At 70.6% G+C, this 17,102-nt stretch carries 17 protein-coding genes and 1 pseudogene; all 18 read right to left on the reverse strand.

Annotation, left to right across the window (positions count from 1 at the left end):
* A pseudogene (locus U9979_RS17915) lies at positions 1–512 on the reverse strand (hypothetical protein); the annotation flags it as partial.
* Positions 509–910, reverse strand: a complete 402-nt coding sequence (locus U9979_RS17920) for a GPW/gp25 family protein (protein WP_322780285.1) — start codon at positions 908–910, stop codon at positions 509–511. The pseudogene U9979_RS17915 and the gene U9979_RS17920, both read right to left, overlap by 4 nt.
* Positions 911–915: 5 nt before the next feature.
* Complete coding sequence (locus U9979_RS17925) at positions 916–1,242, reverse strand: hypothetical protein (RefSeq protein WP_322780286.1); 327 nt, start codon at positions 1,240–1,242, stop codon at positions 916–918.
* The gene (locus U9979_RS17930; RefSeq protein ID WP_322755289.1) at positions 1,239–1,805 is read right to left on the reverse strand and encodes a phage baseplate assembly protein V; all 567 of its coding nucleotides are present in this window, start codon (positions 1,803–1,805) and stop codon (positions 1,239–1,241) included. Before U9979_RS17930 ends, U9979_RS17925 begins: the two co-directional genes overlap by 4 nt.
* Positions 1,802–2,923: a hypothetical protein gene (locus tag U9979_RS17935; protein ID WP_322780287.1), complete on the reverse strand. Its 1,122-nt coding sequence runs from the start codon at positions 2,921–2,923 to the stop codon at positions 1,802–1,804. Before U9979_RS17935 ends, U9979_RS17930 begins: the two co-directional genes overlap by 4 nt.
* Positions 2,916–3,287 (reverse strand): LysM domain-containing protein, encoded by a 372-nt coding sequence (locus tag U9979_RS17940; protein WP_322780288.1) that lies wholly within the window; start codon positions 3,285–3,287, stop codon positions 2,916–2,918. The genes U9979_RS17935 and U9979_RS17940 overlap by 8 nt, the downstream gene beginning before the upstream one ends.
* A 2-nt stretch (positions 3,288–3,289) precedes the next feature.
* Entirely contained in the window at positions 3,290–3,964 is a 675-nt protein-coding gene (locus tag U9979_RS17945; RefSeq protein WP_322780289.1) for a hypothetical protein, read from the reverse strand.
* Positions 3,961–4,281 carry a hypothetical protein gene (locus U9979_RS17950; protein WP_322780290.1) on the reverse strand — a complete coding sequence of 107 codons (321 nt, stop codon included), beginning with the start codon at positions 4,279–4,281 and terminating at the stop codon, positions 3,961–3,963. The genes U9979_RS17945 and U9979_RS17950 overlap by 4 nt, the downstream gene beginning before the upstream one ends.
* An 11-nt stretch (positions 4,282–4,292) precedes the next feature.
* Positions 4,293–6,680 carry an ATP-binding protein gene (locus U9979_RS17955; protein WP_322780291.1) on the reverse strand — a complete coding sequence of 796 codons (2,388 nt, stop codon included), beginning with the start codon at positions 6,678–6,680 and terminating at the stop codon, positions 4,293–4,295.
* Positions 6,677–7,906: a DUF4255 domain-containing protein gene (locus tag U9979_RS17960; protein ID WP_322780292.1), complete on the reverse strand. Its 1,230-nt coding sequence runs from the start codon at positions 7,904–7,906 to the stop codon at positions 6,677–6,679. The genes U9979_RS17955 and U9979_RS17960 overlap by 4 nt, the downstream gene beginning before the upstream one ends.
* On the reverse strand, positions 7,903–9,075 hold the full coding sequence (locus U9979_RS17965; protein ID WP_322780293.1) for a hypothetical protein: 1,173 nt from the start codon (positions 9,073–9,075) through the stop codon (positions 7,903–7,905). Before U9979_RS17965 ends, U9979_RS17960 begins: the two co-directional genes overlap by 4 nt.
* Positions 9,072–9,851 carry a hypothetical protein gene (locus tag U9979_RS17970; protein WP_322780294.1) on the reverse strand — a complete coding sequence of 260 codons (780 nt, stop codon included), beginning with the start codon at positions 9,849–9,851 and terminating at the stop codon, positions 9,072–9,074. Before U9979_RS17970 ends, U9979_RS17965 begins: the two co-directional genes overlap by 4 nt.
* A 106-nt stretch (positions 9,852–9,957) precedes the next feature.
* On the reverse strand, positions 9,958–10,500 hold the full coding sequence (locus U9979_RS17975; protein WP_322769814.1) for a phage tail protein: 543 nt from the start codon (positions 10,498–10,500) through the stop codon (positions 9,958–9,960).
* Positions 10,501–10,510: 10 nt separating this feature from the next.
* Positions 10,511–12,079: a phage tail sheath family protein gene (locus tag U9979_RS17980; RefSeq protein ID WP_322780298.1), complete on the reverse strand. Its 1,569-nt coding sequence runs from the start codon at positions 12,077–12,079 to the stop codon at positions 10,511–10,513.
* Positions 12,080–12,277: 198 nt separating this feature from the next.
* Positions 12,278–13,078 (reverse strand): bacterial transcriptional activator domain-containing protein, encoded by an 801-nt coding sequence (locus U9979_RS17985; RefSeq protein WP_322780295.1) that lies wholly within the window; start codon positions 13,076–13,078, stop codon positions 12,278–12,280.
* A gap of 278 nt (positions 13,079–13,356) precedes the next feature.
* Entirely contained in the window at positions 13,357–15,114 is a 1,758-nt protein-coding gene (gene recN / locus U9979_RS17990; RefSeq protein WP_322780296.1) for a DNA repair protein RecN, read from the reverse strand.
* Positions 15,115–15,171: 57 nt separating this feature from the next.
* A complete protein-coding gene (locus tag U9979_RS17995; protein WP_322780297.1) occupies positions 15,172–16,059 on the reverse strand; it encodes an NAD kinase in 888 nt (295 codons plus the stop codon).
* On the reverse strand, positions 16,056–16,973 hold the full coding sequence (locus tag U9979_RS18000) for a TlyA family RNA methyltransferase (protein ID WP_322780299.1): 918 nt from the start codon (positions 16,971–16,973) through the stop codon (positions 16,056–16,058). Before U9979_RS18000 ends, U9979_RS17995 begins: the two co-directional genes overlap by 4 nt.
* Positions 16,974–17,102 lie beyond the last annotated feature (129 nt).

A 17,102-nucleotide genomic window follows, 5' to 3' on the forward strand; every position in this document is an offset into this window, starting at 1 on the left:
CATCCGTCCGCGCCCGCACAGTCGAGCCCGGACGGGCAGGAGCCGGGGAAGGTGAAGTCGAGCCGAGTGTAACGGGGGTCGAAGCCGGCGAGAGGACGGTCGGTGGGCCGGCCTCTCGCGTCGGTCTCGACCAGCCGGAGGGTGTAGGTGGCGGCGTAACCGGGCCGGTCCAGCGACAGGCGGAGACGGTCGTCCCGGTCTGCGTCGTCGCTGATGTCCAGCCGCACAGCCACGGCCCGCACCGCGCCCTGCGCGTCACCCCGCACCGCTCCTCGGGGGCCGTCGGCGGCATCGATACGGACGTTGGCGACATCGATGCTCTCGGGCGCGGCACCGAGGAACGTCACGGTCAGCTCCCGGCCGTCGGCGCCGACCTCGACGTAGTCCAGTCCGCCCGCGCCCGCGGCTCGGATACGGGACCGCCGCAGGTCGGTGGCGCACATCAGGGCCGGGATCGCCCGCACAGCCGGGTCCTCGGATGGGGCCGGGGCGCGACCCTCGTGGGCGCTCACGCCGGACCGGTCCGTTCGATGACCTCGGTGCGCGCCTCGCCGGTGGCCAGCACGGTGTAGCTCACGGCCACTGCCACGGTGGCCTCCTCGACGGCGACCACGAGCCGCGCGACGTCGATCACGTCACCGAGCCAGCGTTGCAATGCCGCCTGCAGGCTGAACTGCAGTGCCGCGGCGAGTTCGGCGCTGGCCGGGGCGAACACCAGGTCCAGCAGACCGCTACCGAAGTCCGGCCGGTTCACCCGCTCCCCCGGGCTGGTGAGCAGCAGCTGTTCGATCATGTCCCGGATGTGGTCCTCAGGTGACGTCGCGGCGGTCGCTCCGTAGCCGTCGACGTGCAGTGGATAGTCGAGCGGGTAAGCGCGCCGATCGTCGAAGAACATCTGGTCGAAGACCATCTGCCTCAACTCCCCCTGACCCGAATCTGGGTCACCAGCACGGTCAGTGGGGTGCCCGACGGTGCGCAGGTTGCCGTGCTGTCCGCGAGCAGGACGGGAATGCCACCGGCCCGTACCCGCAGCGCGGCCGTGCTCCAGACGGCGGTGGCGCACGGGCCGTTGGCGGCTGGCGGGGTCGGCAGGATGCAGCCGGTAACGGTGTAGACGCTCGGCTGGGTGACGACCTGCTGGCCGGCGACCTGCACGCGCGGGTTGCCAACCGGCGGGCTGGCCCGGCCCGGCTGATGGGCGCAGGCGACCTGCGCGCCGACATGCAGGACGTAGGCGCTCATGGGGCGTCCACCGTCAGCGCGTCATTGTTGATCTTGACGCTGGGTCCGGTCAGCTCGATGGACGCGCCGTTGCCGGTCGTCAGCGTGATGGCCGTCTGCGTGATCACGATGCGCGGGCCCTGGTCGCCCGCGGAGGTCTGCAGGGTGATCCCCTGGCCGGCTACGTTCGCGAGGATGATCTCATTGCCGGCCTCGCTGCGAATCACGATCGGCTGCTGGGACGGCGGGGCGTCCGACACCGCCGCCGGCACGTCCTCGGACCCACCCCGCCAGCCACCCGTCCAGATCGCATGATCGGGGTCGCCGTCCTCGAACTCCACCCAGACACCGGCACCGCGCCGTGGAATGGCGTAGATCCCCATCCCCTGACCGACCAGCGGGCTCGCCGACTCCGCCCAGATGCACGGGTCGTCACCGAGGACATCGGGAACGGCGACCTGCAGCCGGCCCCTGCCGTTCGGGTCGACGTCGTCGGTGACAGTGCCCCGGTAGCGTCCCTGGAAGCGGGGGCTGCCGCTGCGGCTCCGCTCGCGGTGACCGCCGTTGTGCTCCGTACCGTTCATACGATCACCCTCGGGGTCTGCGCGACGAGCCCGTCCCGGGCGAGACTGAAACTCTGCTTGTACTCGCCGCGTTTGATGGTGTCGGTGACGCTCGTGACGTAGTACAGGCCGTCGTAGGCGAGGCCCGCGCCACGAACGGACACCAGCGCCCTGGCCCGCAGGATCGCGCCGTAGCGCAACACATCCAGACGCCCCTGGCCGCTGATCGCGTCCGAGGCCCGCGCGGTCTGGGCGACGCCGAACAGGGCCGCCTGCACGGTGCTGAGCTTGGCGGTGTCGGGCACCGGCGCCTCCCGCAACGCCACCGCCGGTCGCGCGGCGAGCGGTGGCCGCAGCAGTCCGACGTCGGGGATCGGCACCGGCACCGACCGCTTGGTGAACGGTTCGGTGACCCGCACGGTCATCTGGGTGCGGGCCAGGCCGTCGAAGCTGAAGCTCAGCGACTCGACGTTGCTCGCCGCGTCCATGTTGACGCTCAACGCCGGCTGTGGAATGCCGACCCGGATCTCCGGGCCCCAGTAGGCGATCGTCGCCCCGGGCAGCCTGGTGGGCTCGAGGTAGAAGACATAACCCGCCTTGGCTGCCAGCGCCTGGATGTAGGTCAGGTCCGTGGCCGACTGCACCGGTATGTCGGTCGGTTTCGGGACCTCCATGAGCACCGGCGGCACCGCGGTCGGGACGATGCCGTACTCGGCGTACTTCTCGCAGATCCGCTCCACCCGGGTGTGCAGGGGCATGCGCGGAAAGCAGGCGTACTCGTGGGTGAGGTCCATGAGCAGGGTCAGGTCCTCGCCGGTCACGGTCAGGGTGGCCTGGCCCGGGATGTCACTCGCTGACAGCTCCTGCCGGGTGATCACGCCGTCCATCAGCACCGTCGGCGTACCTGCCAGCACCACCAGCACGATCACCCGGATCTTCGGGTCGAAGAAGCCCGTCGGCAGCAGCACCGTGCTGATCAGCGAGTTCCTGCTGACCGCGAAGGTGAGCTGGAACCCGCTGCGGGCCTGCGCCGACGTGGTCACCGTGACGCCGGTCAGCGCGTCGGTCAGCGGTGCCGGCACCGGGCGCGCGATGGTGGGGCCCATCAGCAGCTGGAGCAGGAACGTTCCGTCAGCCACGGCCCGCTCCCGTCCCGGCAATCCCGGCCGCCCCGGCAATCCCGGCCGCCCCGGCAATCCCGGCAATCCCGGCAATCCCGGCGGGCAGCGTGATCCGCAGCCGGCGGCCGGGCCGTTCGGTCAGCTCGTCCGGGCGCATCGCCCGGTTCGCGTCGCACAGCTGCCAGAACTGTTCAGGGTCACCGAGATGGCGGGCGGTGACGTTGTCCAGCCGGTCGCCGTCGACGACCGTGTGGATCGCGATCGTGGCCAGACTCTCCGGCGACGGCGGGAACCGGCGACGCAGGTACACGACGGTCCGGCCATCGGCGAGCAGGTGCTCGGCGGTGTCGATCCCGGCGTAGCGGCTGGTCGGTGGGAACATCCTCACCCTCCTGGAATCGCGGACAGTCCGAGCGGACGCGGGTCCACGCCGAAGCCGGCCAGCCGCGCGAACCGTTCCTTCTGCTGGTGATAGAGCAGGTAGAGGCTGCCGCCGCGATGGGCGAACCCAAGATCGTTGACGGTCAGTACCCGCATGCCGAGAGTGACGCGCGCCCGGATGGGGTTCAGCGAGGAGTCGAACGCCTCTTCCACCACGCTGATCTCGGTGAGCCGGACCGGAACGATCCGGTTCGGGCTCCAGATGAACAGCGACAGCGGCGCCTGGGCCGGCGCCACCTCGATCATGCCGAACCGCGCCTGCAGATCTGCCGCGAGCAACGCTGCACTGGCCGGGTACACGATCGTCTCCAGCGCGGACAGCACCGGGAACAGCCCGAACCGTGCGACGGCGTCGTTCTTTCCGTCCTGGGGGAACTCCAGCTGGTCGGTGGCGTCGAGCTCCGCCTCGACCCGGATCGTCTCGTGCGGCGGACCCGCCAGCCGCAACGCCTCCAGCCGATCCCCCGGCTCGGTGCCGATCCCCTGTGGTTGCAGCGTCCGGTTCAGCGTGTCGGGGTTGTACTGCAACACGATGATCCGCAGGATGCGCGCGGTGGACGGGTCGAGCAGCACGATGCCGCCCCGCGCCACCCGTGGCGAGCCCGGATAGGTCGTCATCGCCGGGTCCCGCCCGTCGCGGCGCGCACGGCCTGCGCCACCCGTCGAGCCGCCCCGGAACCGACCTGACCCGCGGTGACCGGCGCGACCAGGTCGAGTGGCGCGGCGCCCAGCCGATCCAGCGCGGTGCCGACCGGCACCGATCCCGGATCTGATCGCACAGCGGATCCCGGGTCGGATCCCGGGTCGGATCCCGGGTCGGATCCCAGATCGGCGGCCAGCAGGCGGGACAGCTCGGCCTCGACCACCGCCCGCAGCGCCGGCGCGTCGACGCCGGTGAACGGCAACCCGTCGAGCACCAGCCGTTCGACAGTCACCCTAATGATCATCAGCGCACCACCCGGACGAACCCGGGAGCGAGATCGCGTTCGGGGACCGGAATCTCGTGCTTGTCGAACTCCACCCGAGCGGCAGCCAGGACGATCGGCATCGTCACCGGACCGCCGGACCGGGCGGCCGTGAACGCGGCGTTGATCGCGATATTGCGGATCATCCCTCCGGTTGCCGGCAACCGCGCCAGCTGGGAGAGGTCCAACTCCTCGGCCGGAACCACCGGGGGAAATGCGGTTGCCCACAGTCTCCGGCGCAGCTCGGCGTCGGGGAACGGGAACGTGACGACGAATCGCAGCCGGCGCAGGAACGCCTGGTCGAGGGCACCGCGCATGTTGGTCGCCAGCACCGCGAGCCCCCGGTAGGACTCCATCCGCTGGAGCAGGTAGTTGACCTCGATGTTGGCGTAGCGGTCGTGGCTGTCCTTCACCTCACTGCGGCGGCCGAACAACGCGTCCGCCTCGTCGAAGAACAGCAACGCGCCACCCTGCTCGGCGGCGTCGAACAGTTTGCGCAGGTTCTTCTCGGTTTCGCCGATGTACTTGCTCACCACGGCCGACAGGTCGATGCGGTACAGATTCAGCCGGAGTTGCCGTGCCAGCACCTCCGCGGCCATCGTCTTGCCGGTCCCGCTCGGCCCGGCGAACAGCGCGCTGATCCCCAGCCCGCGGGCGGAGCGTGCCGCGAATCCCCAGTCGTCGTACACCAGCGCCCGCCTGCGGACCTGGTCGGCGAGCTGACCGAGCAGGGCGAGCTGTGAGTCCGGGAGCACCACCTCCGCCCAGCGCGCCCGCGGCTCGATACGTTCGGCGAGGGCGTCGAGACCGTCCCGGGTGGTCGCCAGGCAGGCGTCCCACAGGCGGCGACCGTGCCCCGGCATCGCGCCCCACGGATCATCCGGGTCGACCGGCTCCCCCGGGTCGTCGGCCGGGTCATCGGCCAGGTCGTCGGCGAGACGCGAGCGGGCGATCTCCCCGATGGTCGCCAGACCGAGGTTGAACTGCCCGGCCAGCAGATCCGGAACCGACACGGCCGGCCCGACCGCAGCACCGACCGCAGCACCGACCGCACCGGAAACCAAGGGATCACCGGCCGAATCGGGCGTGCCGCGCAGTGCGTGGACCCACGCGTCGCGTTGCTCCGCCCGGGTCGGACGCTCCGCGAGCACCGCCACACCCGCTCGCTCCGACCGGACCCACGGCTGGCGGACCCCGAGGAAGACGACACCGTCCAGCCGGGCCAGGAACCGGGTGAGTATGCCGGCCGTCTCCGAGCCCGGGTCGGTGTCCTCGGCGTCGACGTATAACGCGGCTCCCAGCAGGACCGCCTCACGCGACCACAGCCGGCGCAGCGTCTCCAGATCCACGGCATGGCCTGGAATGGTCTCGGCACGCAGCCGGTAGAGGGCGAGCCCGACGCTGCCTGCGGCCTCGGTCGCCAGCAGACGTTTGGTGCCGGTGTCAGCGCCCACCAGCTCGACGATGGGATGGACGGCTCTGGGTTGCCCCCACCGCCAGCGTCCGATGATCTCGCGGAGCACCGCCCGGTGTGACTCCGGAAGGGGGATCGGGTCCGGATGCAGATCGGCGTCGATCGGGGCGACCAGCGGCTCCACCCGGTCGTCCATGACGTTGAGGCCCTTGAGGTAGTTGACGATCCGTTCGTCGATGCGCAGCGCGGAGGTGACGAGCGGTTCGCCGGCCGACTGGCTGATCTCGACCAGCCGCCACCAGCGCAACCCGCGGCGCGTGGACAACACATCCCAGGCCGGATCGGCCAACGCGCGCATCGCCAGCGCGAACGTCGGGTAGGTCAGCCGCGGGTTTCCCTGCGCTCGCGCGCACCGCGCCGCCATGGTCGGGTCGAGCTCCATGCCGGCGCACAGCAGCAGGGCCTCCCGCTCGAAGTCAGTCAGCCCGAGCAGCTGGGCGAGCTGGAGCGCCGCGGGGGGCGGGGTGATCTGTTCCGCCGCCCGCATGTCGGTCGCGGCACGCTCGACGTCCTCGGCGGTGACGACCTGTCCGAGTTGGACGGTTGGCTCACCCGCATCGGGGGCCGGGTCCGGGGGCGCTGCGCCCGGTGTCGATGCGCCCGGGGGCGGTATCGAAGCCGGTGCTGCCGGTGCTGCCGGTGTGTCGGACGGCAGCCGGCGGTGCCACCCCCGCCTGCGCGGTTCGGACGTGCTGACCGGCTCCGATGGCGCCAGCGCCAGCGGCTCCGACGACGGCGGCGTGGGCGCCACCGGGGGACGGTCGGCCGGCGTTGCACGCTCATGCTGGTCGGTCTCGTATTCGCCGGCATGAAAGGCCAGCAGCAGACGCAGCCAGTGCAGCACCGCCGCCAGGTAGGCGTCGTTGGCGGCTTCCCAACGGTCGATGTCGGTCACGTCACCACCACCGACTGGCTCGGGTCGAACACCGGCGGGCGCACGGTCCGGTCGATGAATTCGCTGTCGATCCCGTCCACCCGTAGGCGCAACAGATACCGACCGGGCTCGGCCGCGGGGACGACGAAGCGCAACACCGCGGTCGGCGGAGCGAAACCGTCGGGCTGCACCGGACGATCGCCGAACAGCAGGACCACCCGCTGCCCGGTCCGCACCCGTGGGCTGCACGACAGATCGACGATGACGGATCCGTCCGGGTTCCGGCCGAGGTTCGCGGGCAGACCGGCGGTGACCAGCGGAGCGATGGCCAGTGGCACCTCGTTGCTGAGGTGTTCGGGCGTTCCCGGTGCGGCACCGGCGGGCGGGGGGAAGACTGCCGCCACCGTGTACATGCCGGCCGCCAGCTGATCGGGACCGTCGGGTACCACGAACCTGATCTCCAAGTCGGTGACGGACAGTAATGCGCCGGGCAGGGTGTCAAGCGGATCATCGAACCGGCCCGGTAGGAACCGGATCGCGCTCGCCCCGCTCAGATGCACCCCGGACAGCGTCAGCTCGTCACCGAGGCGCGCTGCCGGCTGCCGGTGCTGCGGCTGCGCCGCGGTCAGCGTCGGTACCGGCGGGATCACAAACGGCACGACCGTGACCCCGGCATCGGCCGGCCCGCGGGTCAGCACCGGCAGCGGCGTCCGCGCCTGGCGACGACTCTCGATCAGAACAACCCGCGCCTGGTACGCGGCGGAGATCCGGTACTGCGTCTGGAATGCCGTCCACAGGCGATACATGTCGTCGATCGACAGCGCTTCCGGTGTGATCCGTATCCGCTCGACCTGTTCCCACAGGTCGTTGCCGGCGAGCGCGATCTTGATCTCCCGTGGACCCAGAACCGGATGGTCGTGCAGCGCCACCATCGCCCGCCCCAGCAGGTTGTGGGCCATGACGTCGTCATCACCGTCGCCGTACGCGGTGATCAGATAGTGCAGGATCAGCGGCAACGGCGGGAATGCCGGCTCACCCGGCCGGGTGCCGGGCGGGTCGTCGTTACGCAGCGCCGCGTCGATCGAAGTGTGGTAGAGAAACAGATTGATCTGATTGCCGGTCGCGGTGGCCCGTGCGCGGTCCGGCGGCTTGGCGGACACCTCGGCTCCCCCGAGGTCCGAGGCCGCGTCGAAGAGCAGGTTGCGCAATGTCCTGGTGACGGCGGCGATGGCGAGGGCGTTGCTCATCGTTGACCGCCGCGGGAACGCAGATAGTCGTCCAAAGACACCGCGGGGGTACGCCCACGTCCGCGTTCACCCGCGGCCGGTGCCGGGACGTTCGGCAGGACCGCCCGGATCTCGACCCGACCGATCGTGACCTGCACGACCGGTTCGGGATCGGGGCCGACACCGCCGTGCCCGGCGTGCCCGACGCGCACGCGGGCAGCGGTGGGTATTGGCCCTGCCAGCAGGGACCCTGTGTCGGAGTCGACCATCGCAGCCAGGGCATGCGGCGCTGGGGAGGGCTGGCGGGAGCTACCCGACCACGGACGGTCCGGCACGACCGGCAGTCGAGAACCAGACGCCCGCGGACCCGTCTGGTCGGGCCCGGGAACCTGCTCGTCCCCGGATCCCAGGTCGCTGTCCGGGCCTGCCGGCTGGTCGCCGACCGGGGCGTGCCGGCTGTTGCCGGTCACCGCTGACGGGCCCCACTTCCCGAAGCGATTTCTACCGGTCGTGACGTCGGCTGCGGCCGGTGGGAAATCGCTCTGCAGAAGGAAGCCGCCCTGCGGAAGGAAATCGCCCTGTGGACGCGAAACGCGTACACCCGCGCCGTCAACGACATCGCTGGACGCCTCGGACCCGATCTCGACCTGAGTTTGCGCGGACGCACGTGCCATGACCGGGCTGGCGAACGCCCTGCCGGGAGCCTCGGATGACGCGGCCAGCGGCATGATTTCGGCGAAGCCGGGGCCGGTACCGTCCTCGCCGGTCGGCGACGAGCCCGTGACCCCACTGTCGGGGACGGGCCCGACCTGCGCCACCGTGCCCGCGATATCCGGGCGACCCGACGTGGTCAGGGCTGGCTGTACGACCCCAATGGGCTGCCCGACCCGAGTGGGCTGCCCGACCCAAGTGGGCTGCCCGACCCAAGTGGGCTGCCCGACCCAAGTGGGCTGCGGCGCGAGTACTGGCGGGGCGTCCCGTCCGCCCCAGCCGGTGACGTCATCTGCGCGGGAACCGACCACCGCAGGCTCGATCGTCCCAGGTGATCCGAGTGATCCGAGTGATCCGAGTGGCTCGGGTGACCCGAGCGGGCCAGCTGACCCGGCCGGTTCGAACAGGGAGACGATCCGCGGTCGGACCACATAGGCGGCGTCAGCTCGCGCAGCGAGCCGGGTGAGGAAGGAACTCATCCGCCGATCGCCTCCAGATAGAAACTCCGCCGCCAGGGGCTGAGGCGAAGAATGTCGGGCTCGCGCCAGCCGTATGCAGAGGCGATCCGGTGAACGTCGTGAAGGGTGCGCACCGCCCAGGCATCCACCTCGGCCCACAGGAACGCGGCGGCGTCGAACAACACCTCGCAGGTGCGGTCACAGGCGGGGCAGGTCGCGGCCAGCTCGACGTCAGCCTGGGGATCCATCTCCGCCATCCGTTCCTCGACGGCGTCGACGACGTCAGCGGGCAGCGCGGACGGCGCCAGGGTACGGTCGCCTCGCCTCGCCTCGACGACGCAGAGTTCGATGAGCGCCTGCCGGATTGCCGCGATCGTCATCGACGGCCCCGACATTCTGTTCACGGCTAGAAGATCGCGGCTGGTCGGAACCCGGAACCGGACGTGGTACCCGCCGCTGTCGACCTCCGCCGGGCCAAGGGGAGCCGGCAGCCCGCGACCAGCCGCACCATCGATCCCGGCCGGCTGCGGGGTGCGGACGTCGCCGACATCGAAACTCAGCTCCAGCTCGTCACCGCAGCTGGTACAGGTGGCCACCGCGACGAGCCGGCTACCGAAGCCATGCTCCCGCACGGACAACAGGCAGGCGTCGCGCTGGCCGATGCTCAGGTCGGCGAACTCCTCCGCCGACACCTGGGGCCAGGCCGCGCCGAGCAGAAGCAGAGCACGCATCGGCGGCGGGCAGTCCTGTCCCCGCTCCCAGGCATCCAGCAGCTCCCGCACGGGCAGCGTGCTCATGTGGCCCTTCCTCTGGTCGACGTGACACGTGCGTCCCGATTCCCAAGCTGGCGGTTCGGAGCCCGTCGGGAAATCAGCCGGTCCGGAAATCAGGACGGGTCACACATCAGGACGGGTCGTCGAAGGACAGTTCCTTCTCCTCCTTGACCGCGGTGTCCCGGACCCACCCCTCGTTCTCCAGCTTGATGTGCTGGATCAGCACCGCATTCGCGTTCGCATCAAGATCGGACAAACACTGGTACTCCGAAACCCAGCAGCGGAACACCTGATAGGCGATGACCTTCTGGCCCCCCTCGTTGAAGACCTCGATCGTGATGTCCTTACGGAAGTCGGCGAGTGAGACCTCCCTGTCCCGCTTCTCCGGCGCTGCCTGGGCGTTGCGGTAGTCCCACACCTTGTTCGCCCACCGCTCGAACTCGACGTCGAACGTGACACCCCGTTCCAGGGTGATCGCGTCGAACTCGACGCGTCCCGGCGACTTGCGGGTGGTGCTCTCGTCGCCACCGTCGCGATGCTTGACGACCTCGGTGGTTCGTTTGAAGGCGCTCACCTTGCTGACACCCGCGACGTACTTTCCGTCCCACTTCACCCGGAACTTGAAGTTCTTGTAGGGGTCGAGACGGGATGCGTTGACGCTGAACTGAGCCATGTCCTCCGCCTCAGGTCTGCAGCTGGCCGGCGAGCTGCTGGATGTGGATGATGACGAACTCGGCCGGCTTGAGCGGGGCGAAACCGACCAGAATGTTGACGATCCCGCGGTCTATGTCGTTCTGCGGGTTGTTCTCCTGGTCGCATTTGACCAGATATGCCTCCTGCGGAGTCCGTCCCTGGAACGCGCCCTGCCGGAACAGCGAGTTCATGAAGGACCCGACATTGAGCCGGACGGAGGACCACAGCGGCTCGTCATTCGGCTCGAACACCACCCACTGGGTGCCGCGGTACAGGCTTTCCTCGATGAACAGGGCGGTCCGTCGGACCGGTAGGTACTTCCACTGGTCGGCGAGTCGGTCGGCGCCGCGCAGGGTCCGGGCACCCCATACGACGGCGTCTGCGGCCGGCAGCGTCCGTAGGCAGTTGACGCCCAACGGGTTGAGCCGACCGTTCTCCAGGTCGGTCACACCGACCGCGAGCGCCCTGATCCCGCTGATCGAGGCGTCGGTGCCGGCGGGCGCCTTCCACACCCCGCGCTGGCCGTCGGTACGGGCGAACACACCCGCGACCGCCCCTGCCGGCGGAAACTCCACGGCCTGCCCAGCGACATCCGTGATCATCAGACGGGGGAAGTACAGAGCCGCGTTCCTGGCATTGTCCCCGGTGACCGGCAGCGGGCCCGCGACAGCGGTCGCGATATCGGTCCACTGCTTCGGAGGATCGACCAGGAGTATCGCCCGCCGGTCGACGCACAGTTTCGCCGCCGCGGCCAGCGTGTCCTGCTCGACGTCGGCCGTCATGGCGTCCGCGCTCGCGGGTGCGAGAACAAGCATGTTGAAGATGTCGGTGGCCCGCAGCAGCTCCAGGCCCGCCCGATAGGCGTGGCCGTCCGGTACGGCCCCGTCGGCGCCGTCGGTACCCTGGGCGAACGTCGCGGGCGCGCCGGCCGGGCCACCGGCGAACGGGTCCTGGCCCGCCCCCACCGCATCGTGCGCCTTCGGCTGCTTGTCGAGCACGCCGCTGCCGGTGACGAGCCGGGACCCGGCGAGCATTCTGGCCAGACTGAACGGGGAGGTCGGCTTGGCGACGATGTTGCGAAAGCTCTCTTGCGCGCCGGTCCCGGTATCTCGGACCGTCAGGTTGTAGAGATCGTCCTTGATCTCGCCGACGAGAGGCTCCCGCGTGTCGTGGTCGACCCGGGCCCGCAGCGAATTTCCCCATACACCGGGGTACTTCGCCGTCACCGTCACCCCGTCACGAAGGTCGATGGTCGATGCCGCCGCGCCGGCGACCGCGGGTGGCCCCACCGCGCCCGCGGACACGACCCGGACGATCTCGGCCTCGCTGCCGCCGTTGAGGTAGTACAGGTACACGGCGTAGCCGAGCGGGCTACCGGACAGCCCTCCGAAGATCCGCTCGAAGTCCGCCCAGCTGGTGATGTGCACGGCCGCGTCCACCGGGCCGCGTGCAGCCGTCCCGACGAAGGCCGCGACCGCCGTCGGCACGCCGACGATCGTGCGGACGGCGCTCGGCAGCTCGTTGATGTAGACGCCCGGATAGGTCGGGGAGACGGGCATGGTCACAGGTCCCTTCGCGAGTCGCCGCCGCCGGCCCGATTTCGCGAACCCGCGGCGGATGTCTATGTCTAACCGGCCGGACTGATCCGATGATCAGAATCAGCTCAGTCCCGCGCTCAGGTTCTGCTCAGGTTCTGCTCAGGTTCTGCTCAGGACCGGCTGATGATGCGCGGCGGGGGCTTTGCGGACGAGCGGAGATCAGACCGCGCCGGGATCCAGCCGGATCTGCGCGAAAAGGGCCTCGGTGGCGGGTTCGGGAAGCACGCCGTACTCCCCGTCGAGCACCTGGCGGCAGATCCGGTACTGGCGTAGCGCCAGCGAACGTGCCCCCAGCCGGACGTGGCAGCGCATGACGAGCCGATGCGCATCCTCGCGGCAGGGATCCTGGCGTAAGAGCTGCAGCGCGCACTCAAGAGCGCCCTGGCAATCTCCGGATTCCAGGTGGTGGGTTGCCAACCGGGCGAGGACCGACAGGTACCGCGAGCGCAGCCGCTCCCGCTCGATAACCGCCCGCGCATCATCCCCGGAGACGAGGTCGCCCCGGTAGAACTCGAGCGCTTTCTCGTAACACGGCACGGCCGCGGCAGCATCACCTGCTCGTATCCGCCGCTCGGCGGTGGCCACGGACCGATCGAACTGGGCGATGTCGACGGCCACGCCAGCGCCGGTGTTCAGCTCGTAACCTCCGGCCAGATAGAGCACGGGATGGTCACCGTGCAGGACACCGCCGAACTGCTGACGCAGACCGTGCAGGAGGGTGCTCAGTGACTGGTTGGCGCGGTTGGGATCGGTATCGGGCCACAGACCTTCGAGCAACGACTCCCTGGACGCCCGGTGTCCGTCGTGCAACGCGAGCGCGGCGAGCAGCAGTTCGGTCTTACCACCCTTGCGGACACTGACCGGATTGCCGGATGCCAGCAGCTGGAAGCCACCGAGCAGGCAGATCAACAGGGGATGCAGCGCCGTTGCGATCGGCCCGCCCCAGCTCCGTTCACTCACAGCGCAACTCCTACCGCTGGTCCGGCCCGGCCGCGGGTTACCCGGCGTTCACCGCGAGACCCGCCCGACGAGGATGCATCTGGCTCCCGGCTTGATAGTCGGTCGCCACGGTCACGATGCACACCAGGGAAATCCCCAGGTTCTGCCACCGGGGTCACTGCGGTCACCGGACGCGACGGTCAGCGGACGCGACGGTCAGCGGACGCGATGCCCGCTGCCGTGCCGGGCAGGGGATACACATGCCCGAGCGGGAGATGCGGTGAGATCGGATTCCCGGGTTAGAGCGCCGTGTCGGCGGCGGCCTTCTTGTCGGCGGCGGCGTTCGCGAGCAGTTCCTCGGCGTGTCCGCGGGCCAGGGCGCTCTCCTCGACGCCCGCGAGCATCCGGGACAGTTCCCGCACCCGGCCGGAATCGTCGAGGGTCAACACACCGCTGCGGGTCACCGAACCGTCATCGGCCTTGCGCACCACCAGATGCCGGTCGGCGAAGGCCGCGACCTGCGGTAGATGCGTGATGCAGATCACCTGATGGGTCCGGGCGAGCCGGGCCAGGCGCCGGCCGACCTCGACCGCGGCCCGCCCGCCGACGCCCGCGTCCACCTCGTCGAAGACCATGGTCGTCGTCGTGTCCGCGGCGGCCAGCACAACCTCGATGGCGAGCATGATCCGTGACAGCTCGCCGCCGGACGCCCCCTTGTGCACCGGGCGGGCCGGTGCCCCGGGGTGCGGCACCAGGCGCAGCTCCACCTCGTCGACCCCGGCCGGCCCGTAGGCGAGCAGCCGGCCGTCCACGGGTATCCCTGCGGGGTCGGCGCGTTGGGAGACGACCGCCTCGACCCGCGCTCTGGGCATCGCCAGGCCCGCGAGCTCGGCGGCCACCGCCGCGGCGAACCTGTCGGCGGCGGCCCGGCGCGCCTGGCTGATCTCGGTGGCACGCTCGCCGAGATCAGCCACCAAGGCGTCGCGTTCGGATGTCAGCGCCCCGGACCGGTCCGCGTCCGAGTCGAGCTCAAGCAGGCGGCGCCCGGCCTTCTCGGCCCACGCCAGCACCCCGGCCAGGTCCGTGCCGTGCACGCGGGCGAGTCCTGCCAGAGCTGCCTTGCGCGACTGTGCGACAGCAAGCCGGCCGGGGTCGGACTCGATGCCGGCCGCGTAGGAGGAGAGGTCCGCGGCGACGTCGGCGAGCAGCATCCCGACCTCGTGCAGGCGGTCGGACAGAGCGGACAGGTCCGGGTCGAGGGACGCCTGCACGGCGACCATCCGATTGGCGGTGCCCAGCAGATCGGCGGCACCGGGCGCGCCGTCGCCGACCGCGGGGTCGCTCACCAGCACCGCGTGGGCGCTGCTGGCGGCCTGCACCAACGTCTCGGCGTGGTCCAACCGGCGCAGCTCGGTGTCCAGCGCCGTGTCCTCACCGGGATGGGGATCCACCCGTTCGATCTCGGCCAGCCCGCTACGCAGAAGCTCCGCCTCCACCGAGCGTTCCCGGGCCCGTTCGGTGATCTCGGCGAACTGGGCGGAGACCGTGCGCAGCCGCGCATGGGAGACCGTGTAGGCCGCCAGCGGCCGCGCGACCGCGACGCCCGCGAACCGGTCGAGGGCACTGCGCTGCTCACCGGCCCGCAACAGCCGTTGCTGGTCGGATTGGCCGTGCACCGCGATCAACCCGTCGGTGATCTCGGCGAGGAGGCTGGCCGGGACCGACCGGCCGCCGACGTGTGCACGGGAGCGACCCTCCGCGGTCACGGTCCGCCCGATGAGCAGACCGTCGTCATCGCACTGGCCGCCCGCATCCCGGACACGTTCGGCCACCGGGCCGTCAGCCGGAGTGACCAGCCGTCCGTCGACGAAGGCCCGACCAACGCCGGGACGCACCAAGCCGGCGTCCGCACGCCCGCCGGTGAGAAGCCCGAGCCCCTGGACAATCATGGTCTTGCCGGCGCCGGTCTCGCCGCTGACCACGGTGAGACCAGGCGCAAGCTCGAGCACGGCGTCGTCGATGACCCCGAGGCCGCGAATGCGAATTTCCTCGAGCACAGACGTGACTCTATGGCGCGTCCCGCCCGCGTTGGCGGGCGCACCGCCTTTTGCCGGTCAGCGACCCGTCCGACCCCGCCAACCCGTCACCGGCAGGTCGAACTTGGCGACCAGCCGGTCGGTGAACGGCCGCGGGTGCACCACGGCGAGCCGCACCGGACGGCGTCCGCGCGTCACCTCGACCAGGGAGTGCTCGGCGACCTCCACCGAGCGCCGCCCGTCGCAGGACAGCACGGCCGGGGTCGAGGGCAGCACCTCGATGGCGACCGACGATGTGGGAGCCAGTACCAGGGGCCGGGCGAACAGGGCGTGGGCGCTGATCGGCGCGACCAGCAGGGCCTCGACGCCCGGCCACATGACCGGGCCGCCGACCGAGAACGCGTACGCCGTCGATCCGGTCGGAGTCGAACAGATCATGCCGTCACAGCCCCAGCGCGACAGTGGACGGTTGTCGACCTCGACGACGCACTCCAGCATCCGGGAACGGTCGACCTTCTCCAGCGACACCTCGTTGAGAGCCCAGCCACGGTAGGTCAACTCACCTCGGTGGCGGACCGTCACGTCGACGGTCATCCGCTCCTCGACCTGGTAGTCCTTGCGGACGACGTGGTCGATCGTGGACTCCAGCGCGTCCGGTTCGGCCTCGGCGAGAAAGCCGACATGGCCGAGGTTGACGCCGAGCAGCGGGGCATCGGCGTTGCGGGCAAGCTCCGCGCCGCGCAGCAGGCTGCCGTCCCCGCCGAGGACGAACACCAGCTCGACCCCGAGTGCCGCGGCCTCATCCGGTGGGACGACGTTGTCACAGCGCAGGTCGAGCAGGTCGGCCTCGTCCCGCAGCACCCGCGGCGCAACTCCGGCGGCGACGAACTGGTCCAGGACGCGCTGGGCGACCTCGCGCACCACCGAACGGCGGGGATGGGTCACGACCAGGACTTCCCGGCTCATCCGCGGACCTCTCCCGACTGGCCGGCGATATCCGACTGGCTGGAGATGTTCGACCGGTCGCCACTGTCGGGTACGCCGGCTGGACCGGCTGGACCGGCTGGACCAGCGGCGACCGCGGCGGCGACCGCCTCGGCGAGCTGCGGCTCGGCCATGCACGGCGCATCCCCGGCGAGCCACAGCAGGTACTCGACGTTGCCCGCGGGGCCAGGCAGCGGACTCGCGACAACCCCGCGAACGCCGAGGGAGAGCCGGGCCCCGGCCGCGGCCACCTCCCGCACCGCCGATGCGTGCAGGGCCACGTCCCGCACGACCCCACCCGGCCCGAGCCCGTCGCGCCCCACCTCGAACTGCGGCTTGACCAGGACGACGAAGTCGGCCGCCGGCCGGGCACACGCCCGCAGGGCGGGCAGCACCAGCCGCAGGGAGATGAACGACAGATCGGCCACCACCAGGTCGACCGGCCCGCCGATCTGGTCGGCGGTGAGATAGCGGACGTTGGTGCGCTCCAGCACCGCGACCCGTGGATCGGTCCGCAGCTGCCACGCCAGCTGGCCGTAGCCGACGTCCACCGCGACGACCTCACCGGCGTCGTGGCGCAGCAGCACATCGGTGAAACCGCCGGTGGACGCCCCGGCGTCCAGACACCGGCGTCCGCTCACCCGCAGCGGTGGCTGGCTCCCGGCGAAGGTCGACAGTGCCGCCAGCAGTTTGTGGGCGCCGCGCGACGCGTACCCGGGGTCGTCCCCGGTAATGATCGCAATGGGGGTGGTGTCATCCACGACCGTCGCGGGCTTGGTCGCCGGACGTCCGCTGACCCGGACCCGTCCGCCGGCGATCGCTTCGCTGGCCTGCTCGCGGGAGCGAACCATGCCTCGCCGAACGAGTTCACGGTCCAGCCGCGTCCTGCGGACCACGACAGCGCGCTTCGTGCCGGTCACGCCCGCGGCCGGCCGGGCGCGTCGGCCGGCCGCGACGGGGTGACCGGACCTGGCGGGGTGACCGGAATCGGTGGGGTGGCCGTGAGCCCGTCAAGATCCGCGAGC

The organism is Protofrankia sp. Cas4, assembly GCF_963555915.1.
Taxonomy (GTDB): Bacteria; Actinomycetota; Actinomycetes; order Frankiales; family Frankiaceae; genus Protofrankia.

Excerpts from the sequence above, each read along its gene's own strand:
- U9979_RS17920 (WP_322780285.1), bottom strand. The coding sequence starts at position 910 with ATGGTCTTCGACCAGATGTTCTTCGACGATCGGCGCGCTTACCCGCTC.
- U9979_RS17925 (WP_322780286.1), bottom strand. The coding sequence starts at position 1,242 with ATGAGCGCCTACGTCCTGCATGTCGGCGCGCAGGTCGCCTGCGCCCAT.
- U9979_RS17930 (WP_322755289.1), bottom strand. The coding sequence starts at position 1,805 with ATGAACGGTACGGAGCACAACGGCGGTCACCGCGAGCGGAGCCGCAGC.
- U9979_RS17940 (WP_322780288.1), bottom strand. The coding sequence starts at position 3,287 with ATGTTCCCACCGACCAGCCGCTACGCCGGGATCGACACCGCCGAGCAC.
- U9979_RS17945 (WP_322780289.1), bottom strand. The coding sequence starts at position 3,964 with ATGACGACCTATCCGGGCTCGCCACGGGTGGCGCGGGGCGGCATCGTG.
- U9979_RS17960 (WP_322780292.1), bottom strand. The coding sequence starts at position 7,906 with ATGAGCAACGCCCTCGCCATCGCCGCCGTCACCAGGACATTGCGCAAC.
- U9979_RS17965 (WP_322780293.1), bottom strand. The coding sequence starts at position 9,075 with ATGAGTTCCTTCCTCACCCGGCTCGCTGCGCGAGCTGACGCCGCCTAT.
- U9979_RS17970 (WP_322780294.1), bottom strand. The coding sequence starts at position 9,851 with ATGAGCACGCTGCCCGTGCGGGAGCTGCTGGATGCCTGGGAGCGGGGA.
- U9979_RS17975 (WP_322769814.1), bottom strand. The coding sequence starts at position 10,500 with ATGGCTCAGTTCAGCGTCAACGCATCCCGTCTCGACCCCTACAAGAAC.
- U9979_RS17980 (WP_322780298.1), bottom strand. The coding sequence starts at position 12,079 with ATGCCCGTCTCCCCGACCTATCCGGGCGTCTACATCAACGAGCTGCCG.
- U9979_RS17995 (WP_322780297.1), bottom strand. The coding sequence starts at position 16,059 with ATGAGCCGGGAAGTCCTGGTCGTGACCCATCCCCGCCGTTCGGTGGTG.